The 20,556-nt window shown below is 72.2% G+C and carries 19 protein-coding genes; 5 read left to right on the top strand and 14 right to left on the bottom strand.

Annotated features, from left to right (window positions below):
- The first annotated feature begins 25 nt into the window (after positions 1 to 25).
- Positions 26 to 889, top strand: a complete 864-nt coding sequence (locus ACFYR0_RS18410) for an alpha/beta fold hydrolase (RefSeq protein ID WP_389328588.1) — start codon at positions 26 to 28, stop codon at positions 887 to 889.
- A 3-nt stretch (positions 890 to 892) separates the two neighbouring features.
- Here the strand turns inward: ACFYR0_RS18410 and ACFYR0_RS18405 are convergent, their stop codons facing one another.
- The 3 genes from ACFYR0_RS18405 to ACFYR0_RS18395 form a co-directional block, all read right to left on the bottom strand.
- Positions 893 to 1,651: a hypothetical protein gene (locus tag ACFYR0_RS18405; RefSeq protein ID WP_389328585.1), complete on the bottom strand. Its 759-nt coding sequence runs from the start codon at positions 1,649 to 1,651 to the stop codon at positions 893 to 895.
- Between the two features lie 118 nt (positions 1,652 to 1,769).
- Positions 1,770 to 2,909, bottom strand: coding sequence for a hypothetical protein (locus ACFYR0_RS18400; RefSeq protein ID WP_389328583.1), 1,140 nt, complete (start codon positions 2,907 to 2,909; stop codon positions 1,770 to 1,772).
- A gap of 74 nt (positions 2,910 to 2,983) precedes the next feature.
- The gene (locus ACFYR0_RS18395) at positions 2,984 to 3,346 is read right to left on the bottom strand and encodes an arsenate reductase family protein (protein WP_389328580.1); all 363 of its coding nucleotides are present in this window, start codon (positions 3,344 to 3,346) and stop codon (positions 2,984 to 2,986) included.
- A 150-nt stretch (positions 3,347 to 3,496) separates the two neighbouring features.
- On the opposite strand from ACFYR0_RS18395, the gene ACFYR0_RS18390 reads away from it, so the two are divergent.
- A complete protein-coding gene (locus ACFYR0_RS18390) occupies positions 3,497 to 3,811 on the top strand; it encodes a hypothetical protein (protein ID WP_389328577.1) in 315 nt (104 codons plus the stop codon).
- Positions 3,812 to 4,010: 199 nt separating this feature from the next.
- Here the strand turns inward: ACFYR0_RS18390 and ACFYR0_RS18385 are convergent, their stop codons facing one another.
- On the bottom strand, positions 4,011 to 5,195 hold the full coding sequence (locus ACFYR0_RS18385; RefSeq protein WP_389328574.1) for a winged helix DNA-binding domain-containing protein: 1,185 nt from the start codon (positions 5,193 to 5,195) through the stop codon (positions 4,011 to 4,013).
- A gap of 185 nt (positions 5,196 to 5,380) precedes the next feature.
- On the opposite strand from ACFYR0_RS18385, the gene ACFYR0_RS18380 reads away from it, so the two are divergent.
- Positions 5,381 to 6,721 carry a DUF2252 domain-containing protein gene (locus ACFYR0_RS18380; RefSeq protein WP_389328571.1) on the top strand — a complete coding sequence of 447 codons (1,341 nt, stop codon included), beginning with the start codon at positions 5,381 to 5,383 and terminating at the stop codon, positions 6,719 to 6,721.
- Between the two features lie 32 nt (positions 6,722 to 6,753).
- Here ACFYR0_RS18380 and ACFYR0_RS18375 read toward each other — a convergent pair whose 3' ends face one another.
- The 5 genes from ACFYR0_RS18375 to glnA form a co-directional block, all read right to left on the bottom strand.
- Positions 6,754 to 7,332, bottom strand: coding sequence for a hypothetical protein (locus tag ACFYR0_RS18375; RefSeq protein WP_389328568.1), 579 nt, complete (start codon positions 7,330 to 7,332; stop codon positions 6,754 to 6,756).
- 14 nt (positions 7,333 to 7,346) lie between these two features.
- On the bottom strand, positions 7,347 to 8,258 hold the full coding sequence (gene htpX / locus ACFYR0_RS18370) for a zinc metalloprotease HtpX (RefSeq protein WP_389328565.1): 912 nt from the start codon (positions 8,256 to 8,258) through the stop codon (positions 7,347 to 7,349).
- Between the two features lie 92 nt (positions 8,259 to 8,350).
- Complete coding sequence (locus ACFYR0_RS18365; protein WP_389328562.1) at positions 8,351 to 11,167, bottom strand: substrate-binding domain-containing protein; 2,817 nt, start codon at positions 11,165 to 11,167, stop codon at positions 8,351 to 8,353.
- Between the two features lie 82 nt (positions 11,168 to 11,249).
- A complete protein-coding gene (locus tag ACFYR0_RS18360) occupies positions 11,250 to 11,516 on the bottom strand; it encodes a hypothetical protein (protein ID WP_389328559.1) in 267 nt (88 codons plus the stop codon).
- Positions 11,517 to 11,653: 137 nt separating this feature from the next.
- Positions 11,654 to 13,063 (bottom strand): type I glutamate--ammonia ligase, encoded by a 1,410-nt coding sequence (gene glnA, locus ACFYR0_RS18355; RefSeq protein WP_389328556.1) that lies wholly within the window; start codon positions 13,061 to 13,063, stop codon positions 11,654 to 11,656.
- 209 nt (positions 13,064 to 13,272) lie between these two features.
- Between glnA and ACFYR0_RS18350 the strand changes: the two genes are divergently transcribed.
- The gene (locus tag ACFYR0_RS18350) at positions 13,273 to 13,740 is read left to right on the top strand and encodes an RDD family protein (RefSeq protein ID WP_389328553.1); all 468 of its coding nucleotides are present in this window, start codon (positions 13,273 to 13,275) and stop codon (positions 13,738 to 13,740) included.
- A gap of 226 nt (positions 13,741 to 13,966) precedes the next feature.
- On the opposite strand, the gene ACFYR0_RS18345 is transcribed toward ACFYR0_RS18350, so the two are convergent.
- The 4 genes from ACFYR0_RS18345 to lipB all read right to left on the bottom strand — a co-directional run bounded on the left by ACFYR0_RS18345 (position 13,967) and on the right by lipB (position 17,174).
- Entirely contained in the window at positions 13,967 to 14,668 is a 702-nt protein-coding gene (locus tag ACFYR0_RS18345) for a DUF4191 domain-containing protein (protein ID WP_386384894.1), read from the bottom strand.
- A 113-nt stretch (positions 14,669 to 14,781) separates the two neighbouring features.
- Positions 14,782 to 15,006 carry a hypothetical protein gene (locus ACFYR0_RS18340; protein WP_389328550.1) on the bottom strand — a complete coding sequence of 75 codons (225 nt, stop codon included), beginning with the start codon at positions 15,004 to 15,006 and terminating at the stop codon, positions 14,782 to 14,784.
- A 279-nt stretch (positions 15,007 to 15,285) separates the two neighbouring features.
- A complete protein-coding gene (lipA, locus tag ACFYR0_RS18335; RefSeq protein WP_389328547.1) occupies positions 15,286 to 16,251 on the bottom strand; it encodes a lipoyl synthase in 966 nt (321 codons plus the stop codon).
- A 122-nt stretch (positions 16,252 to 16,373) separates the two neighbouring features.
- Entirely contained in the window at positions 16,374 to 17,174 is an 801-nt protein-coding gene (gene lipB, locus ACFYR0_RS18330) for a lipoyl(octanoyl) transferase LipB (RefSeq protein WP_389328544.1), read from the bottom strand.
- A gap of 234 nt (positions 17,175 to 17,408) precedes the next feature.
- On the opposite strand from lipB, the gene ACFYR0_RS18325 reads away from it, so the two are divergent.
- Positions 17,409 to 18,848, top strand: a complete 1,440-nt coding sequence (locus ACFYR0_RS18325; RefSeq protein ID WP_389328541.1) for a regulator — start codon at positions 17,409 to 17,411, stop codon at positions 18,846 to 18,848.
- 160 nt (positions 18,849 to 19,008) lie between these two features.
- On the opposite strand, the gene ACFYR0_RS18320 is transcribed toward ACFYR0_RS18325, so the two are convergent.
- On the bottom strand, positions 19,009 to 20,346 hold the full coding sequence (locus ACFYR0_RS18320) for an NAD(P)/FAD-dependent oxidoreductase (RefSeq protein ID WP_389328538.1): 1,338 nt from the start codon (positions 20,344 to 20,346) through the stop codon (positions 19,009 to 19,011).
- Positions 20,347 to 20,556 lie beyond the last annotated feature (210 nt).

The following is a 20,556-nucleotide window of genomic DNA, read 5'->3' as shown; positions in this document are numbered from 1 at the left end:
ACGAGATAATAGAGGTGATGCGGCGATGGGCACGCACGGAACGTTCGACCCGGACGGCTTCCGCACCGCGTACGACAAGGTCATGGCGAAGTGGCCGGCCGGACGGGAGACGGCCGAGGTCCCCACGCCGTACGGCACGGCCTTCGTGAACATCTGCGGCCCGCACGAGGGGCCCGCGCTCGTGCTGCTGCCCGGCGGCGGGGGCGCGACCTCGGCCTCCTGGTACGCCCAGGCGCACGAACTGGCCCGGACCCACCGGGTGTACGCCGTGGACCTGGTCGGTGCGCCCGGTCTCAGCGACCGGGCCGGCGACCGTCCCCTCCGAACGGTCGCCGACCTCACGGCGTGGCTGGACTCACTGCTCGACGGGCTGGGCGTCGACGCGGCTGCCCTGGGCGGACACTCCTACGGTGCCTGGATCGCCCTGCACTACGCGCTGCGCGCACCGCGGCGGGTGCGCCGCCTGTTCCTCCTGGACCCGACCAGGTGTTTCGCCGGGTTCAAGGCGGCCTACCTGCTGCGTGCCCTGCCGATGCTGCTGCGGCCCTCGCCGCGCCGCGTCCGGGCGTTCCTGGAGTGGGAGACGGGGGGTTCCCTCACGGACCCCGACTGGCTCCGTCTCCAGGAGGCGGCCGCCGGCTTCCCTTCCACGAGACCGGTGGCCGGACCGCGCCCGGCGCCCGGGGCGCTGCGCGGTCTCGACGTGCCGGTCCTGCTGCTCGTGGCCGCGAACAGCAGGACACATGACACGTATGCGGTGGCGGACAGGGCGCGTGCGCTGCTGCCGCGCGTGGAGGCCGTCGTCCTGCCGGACGTCTCCCATCACGCGCTGCCGCAGTCGGCGCCCGACGACACGGTCCGCCGCCTCAGCGATTTCCTGTCCGGCTGAGCCTCACCCCACCTTCTCGATCACTGCCCGGCGGATCAGGAACTTGCCGGGCTCGCGGACCTGTTCGAAGGCGGCGTTGTTCAGCAGGACACAGCTGCCGGAGACCGAGGTGACCTCGACGGTCGTGGACTTGTTGTTGTCGAGGTTGGTGACCTTGAGCTTCGTGCCGGCCGGGAACTGGTTGCTGGACGCGGCAGGGGCGCCGCCCTCACCGGAGAGCGTGACCGTGGAGCCGTTGCAGACCTGCTGGCCGGACGCGGCCGGCGGCTGGGCGGCCTGACCGCCACCCGCCTGCTGACCGCCGCCCGCCTGCTGACCGCCGCCCGCTTGCTGACCGCCGCCCGCTTGCTGGCCGCCACCGGCCTGCTGACCGCCGCCCGCCTGCTGGCCGCCGCCGGCCTGCTGACCGTTGCCTTGCTGGCCCTGGCCCTGCTGGCCGTTGCCCGCCGCCTGGGAGCCCTGAGCCGACTCCCCAACGACGCAATCGGACGCCTGCTGCTGCACCTTGATCTGGGCGATGACGGCCTCGCGGTTGGCGATCCGCGCCGCCGACTGGGCGTCGGGCTTGGCCTTCTGGTCCGCGATGAACCGCTCGTTGTTGCCGAGCGCGGTGGCGAGTCCCTGGCAGACGGTCGAGTCCTTCGCCGACTGCGCGGCGTTGGAGGTGCTCGCCATGACGAAGGCACCACCGCCCGCCACCGTGGCGGCGCTCACGAGCAGCGCCACCTTCTTCTTCGCACTGAGGGTCCTCCTGCGCGACATGCGCGCCTCCTAAGAGTCGGGGAGAGTACGCCGCTATGTACGAGATCCCGAACGGAGTTACTCAGCAGTTACGCCAGTGGTTTCAAGTAACCTGCGTCACACGCAAGTTGAGCATCGTTCACTCCTTCGGCCGGTTCTCCTCGTACGCCAGCACGTCGTCGTTGACGTACTGCAGCAGGCCCTGTGTCTGGCGGGTCAGCTCCGCCTCTCCCGTCTCGGCGCCGTCGCCCCACTGCCCGTTGGCGAACACCACCGACCGCACGGTCATCAGCCGCTCGAACAGTCCGGGCGACCCCGGCGGCACGGTCGGCAGCCCCGCCCCGGGCGCCGGGTCCAGCGAGACGACCTGGTAGGTCACCGGGTCCATGGACGCCATCGCGAACACCCGGGAGGCGTCCCCGGGGCGATCGAAGCTCAGCACGGACACGGTCACCTGCGAGCGCCGGTCCGCGTCGGTGAACAGCGCCGCCGTCATCCGCGCGCACGGCTCGCCCTGCTCAATCAGCTCTGCCAGCTCCGCCGACATCCCGCGCGCGCAGTCGGTGGTGGTGGCCATGTCGACGCGCTCGTAGACCGAGCCGTCCTCCAGCGTCACCGTCTCCTTCGGGAACGCCTGCTCCGCGCCGATGACCGGGCGGGCCAGGAGCGAGGGCAGCGCGCTCGGGGCGTTGGAGGGCTCGCCGATGTCGACGCGGGGGACCGCGGGGGAGCCGGAGGGCTCGGAGGTGGTGCTCCGGGTGGTGGCGGGCGCCGCCGCCGGGTCCTCGTCGTCGCCGGTGAGCAGTACGGCGCCCGCGGCCACGGCCGCCGTCAGTACGCCGCCCGTCACCGCGACCGCCACCCGCCGTCCGCGCCGGCGGCGCGACCGCTCCCGCTCGGCGGCCCAGGCGGCCTGCGGGTCCGGCCCGCCGTAGGGTGCCCCTGGGTGACCGTGGAGGGGCGCGGGCTGATGCCCGTACGGGGCGGTGGGTTGGTGGCCGTAGGGAGACGGGGGCTGGTGGCCGTACGGGGTGGCGGGCTGGTCGTCGTGGGCGGGGTCGGGGCGGTGGCCGTACACGGGTCCGGTCTGGTGACCGTGCGGGGGCTGGTGGCCGTACGGTGCCGCGTCCGGCCGGCCCTGCGGTGTCTCCGGCGGGCCCTGCGGGGTTCCCGGCTGTCCGTAGTGCGGCTGGGGCTGTCCGGGCCAGGGCTGTGCGGGTATGGGCTGTCCGGGCCGGGCGTCGTATCCGTCGGGTGTTCCATGATCACCGGAAGTCATGGCCGCGGAGGGTAACAGCCCACACGGCCTCGGCTCACCCCGAGCGACAAATGCCCAACACCCCTACGAGGCCGTCACTTTCGGGACAGCGCGTCCCGCACGGCCTCGTCCGTGCGGCCGACGACCGCCGTGCCGTCCTCCGCGGTGATGATCGGCCGCTGGATCAGCTTGGGGTGCGCGGCCAGCGCCGCGATCCACCGCTCGCGGGAGGCCTCGTCGCGAGCCCACTCCTTGAGCCCCAGCTCCTTGGCGACGGCCTCCTGGGTACGGGTGATGTCCCACGGCTCCAGCCCGAGCCGCTCCAGCACCTCCCGGATCTCGGCCTCGCTGGGCACGTCCTCCAGATAGCGCCGGACCGTGTACTCGGCCCCCTCGGCGTCGAGCAGGCCGATGGCGCTGCGGCACTTGGAACAGGCGGGGTTGATCCAGATCTCCATGGGCTCACGGTACCTGGGGGGTCCTCGAAAGCCCTCGTGGCCAGGGGCTTTTGTCAGTGGGGGGCAGTAGAATAGAAGCAGTGTTCGAGGATGTCGCCGAGGTCGCCGGATGGCTTCGGAGGACACCCTGACCGCGACAGGAGGATGCCCGTGCCCGCTGCCGCACTCAAGCAGAAGCCGCTGCCGACCCAGTCCACCGCGAAGCGACCCGTCCTGCTCGACCTGCCCTACGCGCCCGTGGAGAAGCGGACGCTGCCGCCGGGCCGGCCGCGCGAGTGGTACATCACGCACAACCGCCGCCTGAAGGCGATGCGTCTCGCCATCGCCCTGCTCGACTCGGGCGTCTACGTCCCCGACCAGGCCCGCAACGAGACCATACGCAGCACCGCCGAGCAGATCGGCGTCCACCCGCCGTCGGACACGACCTGCCACATGGTCCGCGCGTTCCTGCGCTACAGCCGGTGACGTCCACGCCGGGTGCCCGCCAGGCACCCGGCGTTCCCCTTCACCCCGGCCGCCACCCGAGGGCCCCTCGACCCGTCACCCGGGACGCCGGCCCCCCACCCGGACCGCGGACGCCCCCTCACCCCGGGCCGCCACCCGAGGCGCGCCTCGACCCCGTTACGCGGGACGTCGCTCCCCACTCCGCACCGCGGACGTCCCCTCACCCCGTCAACTCCCGCTCCAGCGGCGTCCGGAAACGCGGGGTGAGCCGGGTCGCGCCGACCCAGCCCGCCAGCCGCTCCGCCTCCACCGCGATCGCCGCCCCGGCCTCCCGGCCCACGTCCCCGGAGCCGAGGAGCCGCCAGACGATCTCGCCGTCCGCCCGCTGCGCCCAGCCGCCCACCACCCGGCCGTTCCACCACACCGTCGGGCCGACGTTGCCGCTGCGGTCGAACAGGGCCGGGCGCAGCTCCGGGGCCAGGTACCAGTCGCGCTGCTGCCAGGCCATCGCCGTCGGGTCCAGGGCCGGCAGCAGCGCCGCCCACGGTCCGGACGGAGCGGCCGGCGGCCCGCCGTCGCCCGGGGCCACGAAGCCCGTGCCCTCGTCCACCGTCACCTCCTCGGCCCCGGCCGCGGCCAGCGCCCGCCGTACGTCGGTGACCTTCCAGCCCGTCCACCACTTCAGGTCCGCCTCCGTGGCCGGCCCGCAGCACCTCAGCCAGCGCTCCAGCAGAGCGGCCTGCGCGGCCGCCTCGTCCAGCCCGGGATGCGGGGGAGCGGGAGCCCAGCGGAACTGTCCGGACGTCCAGGAGCCCAGCGGGCGGCCGCGCACCACCTTGCCCTCCGTGCCCAGCACCGTCAGCAGCCGCGACGACACCGTGTGGACGCCCTCGTAGCTCTTCCCGGCCGCGTACACGAACTGCTCGCGCAGTCTCGGCTCGTCCCCGGACAGCTCGGCCGCCGTCGCCTGGCCCCGCCGCTCCAGCGCCGCCAGCGTCGCCCGCTCGACGTCCGCCAGCCAGTCCGCGTCCGGTGCCCCGGCCGTTGCCATGTCCTTCACCAGCCTGGCCCGCTCGCGCGCCGCGACCGTCAGCCCCGTCGAGGCGTGCACGACCGCCGTCAGCTCCGCCGGGAACACGAACACCGTGCGCCGCATGCCGTGCATCCGGACCAGGGACCGCTCCTCGTACAGCGCCCGCTCGGTCGACGACACCGTCCCGGCGGGCTCCGCGAGCCGCGCGCCCACCGAGAGGAACACCGTCGCCGGGTCCGTGCCGTGCAGCGCCACCAGCGACCCGGTCACCTCCTCCGGGCCCGCCGCCCGCGCCGCGCCCGCCAGCCGGTGCCGCGCACCCAGCCGCGCCCGCCGCTCGGCCCCGTCGACATACCGCCGCGCCCGGCCCATCCCGCCTCCCCGTCACCGCACTGGCCACCCGGTCCCGTCCTCGCCCCCCATCCTGACGGACACCACTGACAACGCGGCCGTCGTGCGCCCCGCCCCGCTCACCCGTTCGCCCCGGCCCGCTCGCGGACGCCCCGCCCGGCGGCTTTCACTGCTGATCAGGACGGTGCGCGACAGGGGAGGACGGCATGGCCACGCCCGCCGAACGCACGGAACAGGGCAGGGCGGCGCGCAAGCGCGTGCCCCGCTCCGCGCACGCCGAGTGGCTCGCGCCGGTGGACCGGCCGGACCCCGTCGGCGTACTGGAACGGCAGGGCCGCGACCGGCTGCCGGAACTGCTGCCCGTGCGGTACGGGCGGATGGCCGCCTCGCCGTTCGCCTTCCTGCGCGGCGGGGCCGCCGTGATGGCCGGCGACCTCGCGAGCCGGCCGCACAGCGGACTCACCGTCCAGCTGTGCGGCGACGCCCATCTGCTGAACTTCGGCGTGTTCGCCTCCCCGGAACGCGCCCTGCTGTTCGACCTCAACGACTTCGACGAGACCTTCCCCGGCCCCTTCGAGTGGGACGTCAAACGGCTCGCCGCCAGTACCGCCGTCGCCGCGCGCGAGAACGGACACAGCGACGACAAGGCCCGCCGCGCCGCCCTGGAGTCGGCCGCCGCCTACCGGACCACCATCCGGCGGCTGTCCCGGCTCGGCGAACTCGACGTCTGGTACCAGCGCATCGACGCCGACAGCCTGCTGCCCCTGCTGCGCTCCTCCCGCCGCCGCACCCGCGCCGAGGCCAGCCTCACCCGGGCCCGCCGCCGCACCAGCCTGCACGCGCTCGGCAGACTGACCGAGGTCGTCGACGGGCGGCGCCGCATCATCCAGGACCCGCCCCTCATCGAACCGGCCGGCGTGTCCGACACGGCCGCCGTCCGCAAGATCTTCAGCGACTACCGGTCCACCCTCTCCGAGGAACGCCGGCTGCTCCTGGACCGCTACCGCTTCGTCGACGCAGCCCGCAAGGTCGTCGGCGTCGGCAGCGTCGGCATGCGCTGCTTCATCGTGCTGCTCGCCGGACGGGACGCCGACGACCCGCTGTTCCTCCAGATCAAGGAGGCCCGCAAGTCGGTCCTGGAGGAGTTCCTGCCGAGCGGCCCCCATGTCCACCCCGGGCACCGCGTGGTCGCCGGGCAGCGGCTGACGCAGGCCGCCGGCGACATCTTCCTCGGCTGGATGACCGGACCGCAGGGCCGCGCCTACTACTGGCGCCAGCTGCGCGACATGAAGGGCTCCGCGGACGTGGCCGGGATGCGCGCCTCCGACCTCGTCCTGTACGCCCGGCTCTGCGGGACCGCGCTGGCCCGCGCCCACGCCCGCTCCGGCGACCGCATCGCCATCGCCGGCTACCTCGGCAGCGCCGACACCTTCGAACGCGCCGTCGCCGACTTCGCCCTGCGCTACGCCGGCCAGACCCTGGCCGATCACGCGGCGCTCGGCGCGGCGATCGCGGCGGGGGTGGTGGGCGCGACGCCGGACGTGTGACGGGCCCCGGCCCCCTCGGCACCCGACCGGCGTCACAGCCCGGGCGCCCCCCACACCGGGAACCACCGTCCGAGGTCCTCCTCGATCCGCAGATCGCCCGCGAGGGCCGCCCGCACCTCCAGCTCCAGCGCGTTGTCCCGGCGCTCGCCGGGCAGCGGGGCGAAGGGATAGAAGGTGCCGCGCTTGTAGAGGTAGACCAGGGCCAGCGCGCGCCCGCCCTCGTCGCGGAAGCCCGCCAGCGAGCAGAGCAGTTGCGGCCCGAAGCCGTTGACCTCCATCGAACTGTTCACCGCGTGCAGGTCGTTGACGAGCCGGGGCAGATCGCCGGGGGAGCGGCGGGAGACCAGCCAGGAGTATCCGTAGCCGTCCTCCTCCAGCTCCACCGGAGGCCCGTCCCGTTCCGCGTCCGCGTCCAGCAGGGCCCGTACCTCGCGGTGCGTCTGCTCGAACGCGGCGCCCTCCACGGTCGCGAAGCACACCGCGCCCCGCCCGGTCGGGGTGAACCCGGCCGCGGCCTCCAGCGTGACGGCCGCCGACGGCAGCGCGAACAGCCGGTCCAGGTCCGGCACGGCCGGCTTGGACCGGCCCAGCAGGATGTCCAGCAGCCTCATCCCGGCGCCCCGTCTCAGCCGGGCTTCCCCGGCGTCGCCGCCTCGCCCAGCTCGCCCGAGATCCGCCCCAGCTGCTCCAGCCGCTGCTCCAGCGTCGGGTGGGTGGAGAACAGCCGGGACAGCCCGGCGCCCAGCGCGGGGGTGAAGTAGAAGGCGTTGAACGCCTGCGCGGTCCGCAGGTCCTTCGTCGGGATGCGCGCGATGTCCCCGGTCACCTTCGTCAGGGCGGAGGCCAGCGCCGAGGGCCGCCCGGTGAGCAGCGCGGCGGCCCGGTCGGCGGCCAGCTCCCGGTACCGGGACAGGGCCCGGATCAGCAGGAAGCTGATCGCGTACACGGCGGCGGACACGGCCATCACGAGGACGAACACGACCGCGGTGTTCTGGTCCCGCCGCCCGCCGAACAACTGCGAGTAGAAGGCGAACCGCACGATCAGCCCCGCGATCACCCCGAGGAACGAGGCGACCGTGATCACCGCCACGTCCTTGTGCGCCACGTGCGACAGCTCGTGCGCGAGCACCCCCTCCAGCTCGCCCGGCTCCAGCCTGCGCAGCAGCCCGGTCGTCACGCAGACCACCGCGTTGTCCGGATCGCGGCCCGTCGCGAACGCGTTCGGCATGTCCATCGCCGACACCGCCACCACCGGCTTCGGCATGGCCGCCAGCGCGCACAGCCGGTCCACCACGGCGTGCAGTTCGGGATACTCCTCGCGCTCCACGACCCGCCCGCGCATCGCGTACAGCGCGATCCGGTCCGAGAACCAGTACTGCGCCCCCAGCAGCCCGGCCGCGACCAGTACGACCAGCACCCACGACTTCAGCAGCACGATCAGCGCGGCCACGAACGCCACGTACAGCAACCCGAGCAGGAACAGCGTGACCGTCATCCGCGCGGTCAGCCGCCGGTCGTTCCGGAAGCGGCTGTGCATGATGCACCACCCTGCGTTCAGGCACTCGTCCCACTGCCCAGTGTGCACCCGCCCGGAGCCGGACAGCCCTGCGGGAGGCAAAGGAACGGCGGTCAGAAGTTGGAGATCACGCTGGTGATGACCTTCTCGATCGTCTCGGCCTTCCTGGCGTCGTAGTCCTTGCCGCCACTGGCCTTCGCGATCTCCTCGAGCGCGCTCCGCCCGTCCGCGTCGTGCGGATCGGCCTCGCTCCCGTAGGCGATGGTGAAGATCCTGATCTGAGGCTGATCCGGGTCGCCGATCCGCCGCAGCAGCTCCGCCTGGGACAGGCTCTCGTTGTCCTCGTTGTAGCCGTCGGTGAGCAGCACGATCGCGTTGATGGCGTGGGGGTCGTAGTCGTCCCGCATGGCCTTGACCGCGGCGTCGAGGGTGTCGTTCAGCCCGGTCGCGCCCTCCGCGACCAGACTCTCGACGTTGCTGGTCAGCAGCTCCGCCCGCGGTCCTCCGGGCAGCTTGGCGTCATACCTGCCGAGCGGCACCAGTTCCTTGTAGTCGTCGTCGCCGCGGAGGGTGAAAGCGTCGGAGAACTTCCACAGACCGACCCGGTCACCGCCGGTGAACTCGCTGAACAGCTCCGACCTGGCCTCCTTCAGGCGCTCCATCTTGGTGTCGCCGGTGCCGGGGATGTCCTTGTTCATCGACTCCGACGTGTCGATGACGATGCGGACGTTGGCGGGGCGGCGCAGCGTGGGCCAGACATCCAGCAGATGCCCCAGGACGCCGCCGCCGGGCATCGGCATGCGCGTGAAGTCCGCCTCGGGGATGCCGTTGGCCTCGACGAGCAGCTCGGACCCCTTGGGGACCTCGCCCTCGTGGGTGCGGAAGCCGTAGGGGGCGAAGTACGTGCGGTAGACCCCGGGGCTCTGAAGGAACCGGAGGAAGTCTTCGGCGACCGCCTGCTCGGCGGGGCTCGTCCCCTTCAGCTCGATGTACGGGTGATCGGAGAACGGGACTCCGTCCTTCGGGTAGAACGACACCAGGCGGGTGTCCGGCGGATCGGTCTTCTCGCAGCCCTCGTCCGCGCTGAGCGCGCCACAGGGGTAGCCCGCGTTGTACGCCGCCACGCTGCTCTCCTCCAGCGTCACGGCGGAGATGTACGACATGGCCTTCTCGGGGCTGCTCCGGTCCGCCTCGCGAAGGTTCGCGAGGAAGGTCAGGGTCGTGTCGCCGTAGTGGACCGCGGCCTGCTCGATGCTCTTGACGAATGCCTGGTTGGCGTTGTCGTCGAGGTGCGGAAGGCCCAGTTCACCACTGGTGCCCGTCTTGGCGTAGAAGGCGGCGACGGTCGCGTTGAGCCCGGAGGTGGAGTACTTCGGGTTGGTCTTGCCGAGCTTGAAGGCGCCCCACGCGGGGTTCTTGTGCCGTGCCCAGAAGCCGTCGGCCTGCTTCGCCCACTCGGCCAGCTGCCGCCAGCTGAACCGTGTCTCGGGCCAGTTCAGGGCCTTGGCCATGGGCTGGGGCATCGCGACCGTCAGCGGGGTCTGCACGATCGAATCGGCCCGTTCGGGAAACTGCTTCGCGTTCTCGCCCTTCGCCTCGGCCCTCGCCAGCGAGAGCCAGGTGCTCCCCGCGGGTGCCCATACGTCCGGCTTCGTCCCGTCGCGCTCGCTCCACCCGCGGACCAGGGCGCGCATCGCCTCGCCCGAGTTCACCGTCTCGACCTTCACCGCGAGACACTTGCCGGCCGCGGCCCGGTTGCCGTACTTCTCGGCCGCGAGGCGCATGGGCTCCGACTTGTCGGCGGACGCGGCGATGGTGAGAGGGGCGGTGTCCACCCGCTCGCACTCCGGCAGGTCGGGGGACGCGGAACCGGAGAGCGGCTTGGCGTCCGAAGGGCCCCCTCCGTCGCTCCAGCCGTTCCCGCACGAATGGACGACGAACGCGAGGACCGACGCGAGCGCGACGAGCGGCACGGCGACCTTCGTCCGGCGTCCGAAGCGATCGGTGCGCGGCCACGCCCCGGACATCCGGCGTGCGGACCCGCTGCCGCCGCTGCCGCCGCCCGGTGCCCAGCGCCGTGCCGGGGGTCTCTTCGGGACCACGGGCGGGGGTGGCGCCCCGCCGCTGCCTTCGGGCTGGTGCTCCATGAGTACGGCGACCGCCACCTCCGCCGCGTGCGCGGCCGCCCGCTGCTGGCCGCCCAGGGCGTCGGCGGCGCCCTTCTCACCGTCCGCGCGGTCACTGATGCCGCGGATCACGAGGGCTTCCGTGCGGTGGCGCTGCGCCGCCTTGCAGAAGCCGAAGCCCTCCATCTCCAGGGCCGCGGCGTCCTGATAGGTGCTGCTGAGCCGGCTCCGGATGTCACCGGAGCTGGAGTCGAGCACGACGTCGCCGGAAGCGATCGGCTTGAAGTGGCACTTGCTGCGGACCTCCGCGTACAGCGCCGTCTGCCACAAGGCGTGCGAGGTGTCCACCGCGTCGGGACGGGCGCCGCGGCCCTCGGCCGACACCTTGGCACCGTGGATCTCGTACACCTTGGTGGCGACCACGACGTCCCCCGGCGGGATGTCGTCCTTGAGACTGCCCGCGATCCCGACGAGAAGCGCGACATCCGGCCGCAGCACGTCCAGCAGACCGTGCGTCCCCAGTGCCGCGGCGACGTTCGTCATGCCCACCTGGGCCAGATGAACCGTCCACGAGGCGTAGGCACCGTCCAGCTCGAACGTCTGCACCACGGTGGCGTTGACCCTCCGCGACCCTTTGTGCCGCGCCCTCTCCGCCCTGAGACGGTCCTGAAGAGGGGCGAACTCCACGGGGAGGGCTGTGACGACGACGGCGGTACGGGAAGGACGGGCTGTTGTCACCGGACCAACCGTTCTCTGTGCTGACCTGGATACCGACGGTGAGAGCCAAGAGCCACAACGTAGCATCGCGTCGGCCAACAACCCTGGCGGTAAAGGGTTTTACCCGCTCGCCCGAGGGCCCGCTCGCCCGAAGGCCCGTCCGGCAGCCCTAGTACGGCGAGCGGGTGTTCAGGTAGCCGATCAGGACGATCACCGCGGCCACGCAGCCGAGGACCACGGCGGTGGAGATCCAGGAGGAGCGGCGGGGGCCGGGGGAGCCGGGCTCGGGGCGGAAGGGCACCGGGCCGGGCGGATCGTGCTTCCAGCGCGCGGCGAGCATCCGGGCGCGGGCCGAGGGCTCCTTGTGCTCGGCGGAGTCCGCCCAGCGCAGGTCGTACTCCCGGCCCTGGTCGTCGTCGTGCTCGTGCGTCGGCATGTACGGCCCCCCGTGTCGCCTCGGACGCGTTCGAAAACTCTTCCGTGCAAAACATACGCCCGTGCCCCGCCGTCGGTACAAACGGCGGGGCACGGGCGTATCACACGGGGATCGTCGGCGCCTGGCAGGCGCGTCCGTCACACGTCGAAGTACAGCTCGAACTCGTGCGGGTGCGGGCGCAGCTGGAGCGGCGCGATCTCGTTGGTGCGCTTGAAGTCGATCCAGGTCTCGATCAGGTCGGACGTGAAGACGTCGCCCTGGAGGAGGAACTCGTGGTCGGCCTCGAGGCGGTCGAGGACGGCGCCGAGGGAGGTCGGGACCTGGGCCACGCCCGCGTGCTCCTCGGGGGCGAGCTCGTAGAGGTCCTTGTCGATCGGCTCGGCCGGCTCGATCTTGTTCTTGATGCCGTCCAGGCCCGCGAGCAGCAGGGCCGAGAAGGCCAGGTACGGGTTGCCGGAGGAGTCGGGCGCGCGGAACTCGACGCGCTTGGCCTTCGGGTTGGAGCCCGTGATCGGGATACGCATGGCCGCGGAGCGGTTGCGCTGCGAGTACACCAGGTTGATCGGCGCCTCGAAGCCCGGCACCAGTCGGTGGTAGGAGTTCACCGTCGGGTTGGTGAAGGCCAGCAGCGACGGGGCGTGCTTGAGGATGCCGCCGATGTAGTAGCGGGCCATGTCCGACAGACCCGCGTAGCCGGCCTCGTCGTAGAACAGCGGGTCGCCGTTGCTCCACAGCGACTGGTGCACGTGCATGCCCGAGCCGTTGTCACCGAAGATCGGCTTCGGCATGAAGGTCGCGGTCTTGCCGTTGCGCCAGGCCACGTTCTTCACGATGTACTTGAAGAGCTGGAGGTCGTCGGCCGCGGCGAGCAGCGTGTTGAACTTGTAGTTGATCTCGGCCTGGCCGGCGGTGCCCACCTCGTGGTGCTGGCGCTCGACCTTCAGGCCCTGCTTGTCCAGCTCGAGGGAGATCTCGGCGCGCAGGTCGGCGAAGTGGTCGACCGGCGGGACCGGGAAGTAGCCGCCCTTGTAGCGGACCTTGTACCCGCGGTTGTTCTCCAGGGCGCCGGTGTTCCAGGCACCCGCCTCGGAGTCGATGTGGTAGAAGGACTCGTTCGCGCCCGTCGCGAAGCGGACGGAGTCGAAGACGTAGAACTCGGCCTCGGGACCGAAGTACGCGGTGTCCGCGATACCGGTCGACGCCAGGTACGCCTCGGCCTTCTTCGCCACGTTGCGCGGGTCACGGGAGTACTGCTCGCCCGTGATCGGGTCGTGGATGAAGAAGTTGATGTTGAGCGTCTTGTCGCGGCGGAACGGGTCGACGCGGGCCGTCGACAGGTCGGCGCGCAGCGCCATGTCGGACTCGTGGATGGCCTGGAAACCGCGGATCGACGAACCGTCGAACGCGAGCTCCTCGTCCGGGTCGAACGCCTCGACGGGCACGGTGAAGTGCTGCATGACGCCCGGCAGGTCGCAGAACCGGACGTCGACGAACTTGACGTCCTCGTCCGCGATGAACTTCTTGGCCTCGTCGGCGTTCTGGAACATCCAGCTCCTCCTACTTCCGGCCGGCGGGCCGGGGTGGTAGATCGTTCGTGCGGCCAGTGCGGTGGCACACGCTCGTCCCGACCCTAGGGACGGGTGATTTCTCGGGCGTGACCCATTTGTTTCGCAGAAGTTAACCAGCCCACTGTCCACAGTAGCTCCGACACCCCCCGCCGTCCCGCGGTCGAAATCAGGCGCAGTACGGTGTACGGGTGGACAAGAGGCAAGCAATCGGATCATGGCTCTCCGGGCCCCGCGCGGCCATGGAGGAAGCGGGTGCCGACCTCGGATACCCCGGTGAGCAACTCGGTCTGCCGCGCCAGGGGCCCGGCTCGGTCGCCCGTCCCGGCAGGCGCCTCGGCGCCCTCGCCGTCGACTGGGCGGTGTGCATGCTCATCGCATACGGCCTGATCACCGACGGCTACGGCCAGTCGACCGGCAACTGGGCGCTGCTCGTCTTCTTCGTGCTGAGCGCCCTGACCGTGGGCACGATCGGCTCCACGCCCGGCAAGCGCATCTTCGGTCTGCGGGTGATCACCCTCGACACCAAGACCGTCAGCCCGGTGCGCAGCCTGGTCCGGACCCTGCTGCTGTGCCTGGCCGTCCCCGCGCTCATCTGGGACCGCGACGGCCGCGGCCTGCACGACCGGCTGGCCCGCACGGTCGAGGTCCGCATCTGACCGCGGACCCCCGCATACGCTCGCATGCACCCGCACACGACGACGCCGGGACGCGGGCGCGTCCTCCGGCCAGGCCGCCGGGCGGCGGGCACGTCCTCCGACCACGCCGCCGGGGCGCGAGGCCCGTCCCGTACAAGACGAAGGCGTGCGAGGTCCGTCCCGTACACGACGATGGGGCGCCCGGTGATCCGTCACCGGGCGCCCCATCGTCGTGTACGGGAGTGGGTCAGCGGTTCTTCTGGCCGCCCTTGGGCAGCTTCATGCCCTTCGGCATCGGACCCTTCGGCAGCGGCATGTTGCTCATCAGGTCGCCGAGCGCGCGCAGTCGGTCGTTGGTCGCGGTGACCTGCGGGCCGGTCAGGACACGCGGCAGCTTCAGCATGCTCGTGCGCAGCTTCTTCAGCTCGACCTGGCCCTCGCCCGTGCCCACCATGATGTCGGTCACCGGCACGTCCGCCACGATGCGGTTCATCTTCTTCTTCTCGGCCGCCAGCAGGCTCTTGACCCGGTTCGGGTTGCCCTCGGCCACCAGGACGATGCCGGCCTTGCCGACGGCCCGGTGCACCACGTCCTGGTTGCGGTTCATCGCCACCGCGGGGGTGGTCGTCCAGCCCCGGCCGATGTTGTCCAGCACGGCCGCGGCCGCGCCCGGCTGGCCCTCCATCTGCCCGAAGGCGGCCCGCTCGGCCCGGCGCCCGAACACGATCGCCGTCGCGAGGAAGGCGAGCAGTACGCCCAGGATGCCGAGATAGATGGGGTGACCGATCAAGAAGCCGATCGCGAGGAAGACACCGAAGGTGACGATTCCGACAGCCGCGAGTACAAGACCGATCTTCTTGTCGGCCCTGCGGGTCATCTTGTAGGTCAGAGCGATCTGCTTCAGTCGCCCGGGGTTGGCGGCCTCCGCCGCGTTTTCCTGCCTCGCCATGCCACGAAGTCTACGTGGCCCCGAGAGCGCGGACGACGCCCAGTGCCGTCCGGGGCGGGAGAGGGGCGGGACAGGGATGGGACAGAGGCGGGGCAGCCGTGGTCCAGGACCGGTCAGGAACGGCCCGAGGCGGCCTGCTCCAGGAACCTCTGCGCCTCGACGCGGTCCTTGGCGCGGGCACGGTCCTCCAGGACGGAGGTCCAGGCGTTGCGGCGGGCCGTGCGCTGGCCGCCGCTCATCAGCAGCGACTCGACGGTGCGCAGGGCCTCGGCGAAGGACGGGATGGCGGTGGCGCGCGTGCTGGTCGGCATTACGTCGTTGACGGGTGCTGCCTGCATCGTGAAGGGCCCCCTCGGTGTGTCTACGTGGAGTGAGTCAAGCGTCACTGTTTGGTGTTACCAGCACGTGACCGAGGGGTCAAACAGCAATGAAACCTTTTTGCGCAGCCTTTCGAGGGCCCGCTGACGCGAGCGCGGCCCCGGCGTGCGCCCCCATCTGCGGGGACTGCCGGGGCCGCGCCCAACTACCTTTTACTGCCGGGTAGTTGCTTGTGCCCGAATTCACACGGTTCTGTCGTGCCCGGTGAGCGGTGCCGGAGGCCGGACCGGTGCCGGAGGTCAGACCGCCTGGACCGCCTCGAAACTGCCGCGCTTCTCGACGGCCATCTGATACAACCGGCCGGCGCGGTAGGAGGAGCGGACGAGGGGGCCGGACATGACGCCGGAGAAGCCGATCTGCTCGGCCTCGTCCTTGAGCTCGACGAACTCCTGGGGCTTGACCCAGCGCTCGACGGGGTGGTGGCGGACGGAGGGGCGCAGGTACTGGGTGATGGTGATCAGTTCGCAGCCGGCCTCGTGCAGCTGGCGCAGGGCCTCGCTGACCTCTTCGCGGGTCTCGCCCATGCCGAGGATCAGGTTGGACTTGGTGACCAGGCCGAAGTCGCGGGCGTCGGTGATGACCTTCAGGGAGCGGTCGTAGCGGAAGCCGGGGCGGATGCGCTTGAAGATCCGGGGGACGGTCTCGACGTTGTGCGCGAAGACCTCGGGGCGGGAGGAGAAGACCTCGGCGAGCTGCTCGGGGACGGCGTTGAAGTCCGGGGCGAGGAGTTCGACCTTGGTGCGGCCGGCCTCGCGGTTCGCGGTCTGGCGGTGGATCTCACGGACGGTCTCGGCGTAGAGCCAGGCGCCGCCGTCCTCGAGGTCGTCGCGGGCGACGCCGGTGATGGTGGCGTAGTTGAGGTCCATGGTGACGACGGACTCGCCGACGCGGCGGGGTTCGTCGCGGTCGAGGGCCTCGGGCTTGCCGGTGTCGATCTGGCAGAAGTCGCAGCGCCGGGTGCACTGGTCGCCGCCGATGAGGAAGGTGGCCTCGCGGTCCTCCCAGCACTCGTAGATGTTCGGGCAGCCGGCTTCCTGGCAGACCGTGTGCAGGCCCTCGCTCTTGACGAGGTTCTGCATCTTGGAGTACTCGGGACCCATTTTCGCCCGGGTCTTGATCCACTCGGGCTTGCGCTCGATGGGGGTCTGGCTGTTGCGGACCTCCAGGCGCAGCATCTTGCGTCCGTCGGGTGAGACTGCGGACACGACCGGCTCCCTGCTGACTACTGAGACCGTAGTCTTCGATTCTTCGGCGTACACCAGGGTACGCCCGTGCTCACTGGGCCTTGCCCGTGAGGCCAACCTCAGGGCTCGGGAGTCCATTCCCGCTACGCGGCCGGTGTCTTCTCGATCACGCGGGGCCTGAGGTCCGCGTGCTCCAGCACGGCCCGCAGATGGCGCTCCGCGACCGGCAGGACCTCGGCGATCGTGATGTCCCTGCCCAGTTCGTTGGCCAGGGAGGTGACCCCCGCGTCGCGGATGCCGCAGGGGATGATCCGGTCGAACCAGACGTTGTCCGGATTCACGTTCAGGGCGAAGCCGTGCATGGTCACGCCCTTGGCCACGCGGATGCCGATCGCGGCGATCTTGCGGTCCTCGCGGCGCTGCCCGGCGTTGGACGGGGCGTACTCCGGGCCGTTGAGCCGCGGATCGAACTCGTCGTCGTGCAGCCTGGGGTCGAAGTCGAGGGAGAGGCCGCCGAGCGACGGGCGCCGCTCCACCGGGTCGCCGAGCACCCACACCCCGCTGCGGCCCTCGACCCGGGTCGTCTCCAGGCCGAACTCCGCGCAGGTGAGGATGAGGGCCTCCTCCAGTCGCCGCACGTGCGCGACCACGTCCACGGGGCGCGGCAGCTTCTGGATCGGGTAGCCCACGAGCTGGCCCGGCCCGTGCCAGGTGATCTTGCCGCCGCGGTCCACGTCCACCACCGGGGTGCCGTCCAGCGGACGCTCGTCGTCGGAGGTGCGCCGGCCGGCCGTGTAGACGGGCGGGTGCTCCAGGAGCAGCACGGTGTCCGGGACCTCGTCGGTGAACCGCGCCGCGTGCACCCGGCGCTGCTCGTCCCAGGCCTGCTGGTACTCGACGGCCTCGGCGCCGAACCCCATACGCACGAACCGCAGCTCACTCACGGCAAGCGCCTCCTCGAAGTCGTAAGGCACGAAACGCGCCCACGCCACTGTACGACTCCCCGTCGCACGTCAGCTCCGAGGTCAATCCTCACACGATCGGATGAATGGGCACCGAAGTGTGCGACGGCATGCTCACGCTCCGCTACATTCGCGCCGTTCATAAGGCCATAAGGGCTGCTCACAGGCAATTCCAGGCACTTCGGAAGGCCCGGAAGGCAGGAGATCGCACCGCACATGACGGAACGACCCGCGCAGCGCACTCCCAACCGTCAACTCGCCGCACTCATCGCAGAAGCGGGGTTCTCCAACGCGGGTCTCGCCCGTCGCGTGGACCAGCTCGGTCTGGAGCACGGGCTCGATCTCAGATACGACAAGACATCCGTCACCCGCTGGCTGCGCGGCCAGCAGCCGCGGGGCACCACGCCCGCACTGATCGCCGAGGTCTTCACCCGGCGCCTCGGCCGCCGGCTCACCGCCCAGGACCTGGGCCTCGACGCGTGCGCCCCGGTCTACGCCGGGCTGGAGTTCGCGGGCGGCCCCGAGGAGGCCGTCGACATCGTCAGCGGCCTGTGGCGCAAGGACTCCGGCAGCCATGCCGAGCTGCGCAAGATCGCGTTCACCCCGGCCGGGCTCGTGGTGCCCAGCCGGGACTGGCTGATCGGCCGGGCCGACGAGAAGGTCGGCCGCGGCGAACAGCCGGCGGCCCGGGTACCCGTGCAGGCCCGGCCCGTCGTGCCCCGCCAGCGCGGCCAGGCCGAGCGCGGCCCCGGCCAGCGGGTCACCGGCGGCGACATCTCGGCCCTGCGCTCGGTGGGCGACCTGTTCCGCACCCTGGACGACATGTACGGCGGCGGCCACGCCCGCCAGGCCCTGGTGCGCTACCTGGAGCACGAGTGCGAGCCGATGCTGCGGGGCTCCTACGGCGAGCAGACCGGGCGCCGGCTGTTCGCGGCGGCCGCCGACCTGACCCGGCTGGCCGGCTGGACCTCGTACGACATCGCCGCGCACGGGCTCGCCCAGCGGTACTTCGTCCAGGCCCTCCGGCTGGCGCAGGCCGCCGCGGACCGGGCGTACGGCTCCTATGTGCTGGTCACCATGAGCCGGCAGGCCGTCTACCTCGGCCACGGGCGCGAGGCCGTGCAGCTGGCCCGGGTCGCCCAGCAGGGCGTCGGGGGCTCGGCGCCGCCCGTGGTGCAGGCACTGCTGCACGCCGCCGAGGCGCGCGGGCACGGGGTGCTGGGGGAGGTGCGGGCCTGCACCGCCTCCCTCGTGCGCGCCGAGCGCGCGCTGGAGGCGGCCCGGCCCGGCGACGAGGTGCCGCACTGGGCCCGGTTCTACGACGAGGCGCAGCTCGCCGACGAGCTCGGGCACTGCCACCGGGACCTCCAGCAGTTCCGCGCGGCCGCGCAGCACGCGGAGCGGTCCCTGCAGCTGAGGTCACCCGGCTTCGCCCGCAGCAGGCTGTTCTGCCGGGTGGTGCTGGCCACCGCGCGGCTGGGGCTGGGCGAACTGGACCAGGCCTGCGCGCTGGGCGCCGAGGCGGCCGGGCAGGCCGTGGAGATGCGGTCGGTGCGGGCGGTGGAGTACGTCAGGGACTTCGAGCGGAGGCTGGAGCCGTACCGGGACGCCGCGCCCGTGCGGGGGTACCGCGACAGGATCGCCGCGCTGGGGTAGGGGCCCGAGGCCCTGCGCGGTTCCGTGACCGCCCGTGTGTCCGGTGGGGCGGGACCGGGCGGGTCCGGCCGGACCCGGCCGTGTGCGGTTCCGTGGGCCGCCCCGTGTGCCCGGTGGGGCGGGACCGTGAGAGCTCGCGGCCCGGCCCCGCCGGGCGGGGTCAGGCGGCGCGGGTCGAGGGCAGCGGCGCCGCGGTGTGCAGGCCGCCCGCCGCCCCGAGGTCCGTCAGGATCGCCGTGGAGGCGCGGTGGCCCGAGTGCAGGGCGCCCTGGATCGAACTGGTGTCCCGGTGGTCGCCGCAGACGTACAGGCCCGCCAGCAGGCGCACCGGGCGGTGCAGGTCGTGCGGCGGGCGCATGGCGGGCACCGCCTCCGGGGTGTGGTGGACGGCCAGGGTCTCCCAGCGGGAGGTCGAGGTGCCGTACAGGCGCGCGAGGTGCGTGCGCACGGCCGTGTCGACGTCCGGTGGCGGGGTGCCGAGGACGGTCGAGCTGATCAGGGCCCTGCCCGCGGGTGCCCTGGCCGGGTCCACCTCGCTGATCACCGCGGTGTGGGAGACCGGGCCGCCCCGGTCGGCGTCCAGCAGCAGCGAGGCGCCGGTCCGCGGCGGCAGGTCCGTGGTGTGGTGCAGCACCGTCACCGGGTGGAAGTCCGGCACCCGCAGGCCCGGGAGCAGCTCGGCGGCGGTGCGGGCGTCCGTGGCCAGCAGCACCGCGCGGCAGCGGAACTCGCCGTGCTCGGCGGTGGTCACCGAGGTGGTGGACACCGAGGTGACGCGGACGCCGGTGTGCACCGTGCCCGGCGGCAGGGTGCGCGCCAGCAGCTCCGGCAGCACCTCGGCACCGCCCTCCGGCACGCACAGCCGTCCGCTCGCGAAGGCGCGCAGGGCGAGGTCGGCGCAGCGGCTCGAGGTGCTCAGCCCCGGGTCGCACAGCAGCGCGGCGAGGAGCGGACGCAGAAAGCCGTCGACCGTGCGGGCGGGCAGACCGCGGGCAACGAGGGCCTGACCCGCGGGCGCCTCCGGCCGGGCCAGCAGCCGCTCGACGGGCACGGCGGCCAGCCGGGCCAGCGCCGCGCCGAGCCGTGCCTGGTCGACGGCGGTGCCGACCGGGTTGCCCGGCTGCTGGGGACGGGGGGCGCTCGCGAAGGCGCGCACAGCGTGAAGTGCGCCCCTCGCGCTCCCGCGCTGCACGGGGGCGCCGACCCGGTGCCGGCGCCCGTCTCCGTGCAGCAGGACGCCCGGATCGAAGCGGCGCAGGACGAGTGCGCCGAGGCCGGGTGTCAGGGCGAGCTCCGGATACGCCGTGGACAGCAGCTGCCCGATCCGGTCGAGCCGGAACCCGTCGACCTTCTCGGTCGACATACGGCCGCCCGGACAGGGGGCGGCCTCCAGAACGGCTGTACTGACCCCTGCGCTGGTCAGTCTCTGTGCTGCGGAGAGCCCGGCGACCCCGGCTCCCACCACGACGACGTCCGCCTGAAACGCGGGCTGTAGCACGTGCCCCTCCTCGAGGTTGCGCGGCCGGTGGAGACGTCATGCCCCCAATGGGCTCCGGGGATACCCGAGTCCGGGTCGAGGTTAGGACCACGACCGGTCAGCGGCAGTCGCGCATGGACAGGGCACGGTCGCACAGCGGTCGCACATGGTCGCCGACTCCCTTTGTCCGGACGTGCCTTGTCCCCACGTCCTTCCTGCGGCTTCCTCCCC

Origin of the sequence: Streptomyces sp. NPDC005017, from assembly GCF_042873115.1 — a bacterium.
Lineage (GTDB): Bacteria > Actinomycetota > Actinomycetes > Streptomycetales > Streptomycetaceae > Streptomyces.
The sequence above is the reverse complement of the archived record's forward strand: the minus strand, read 5'-3'. Positions and strand labels throughout refer to the sequence as shown.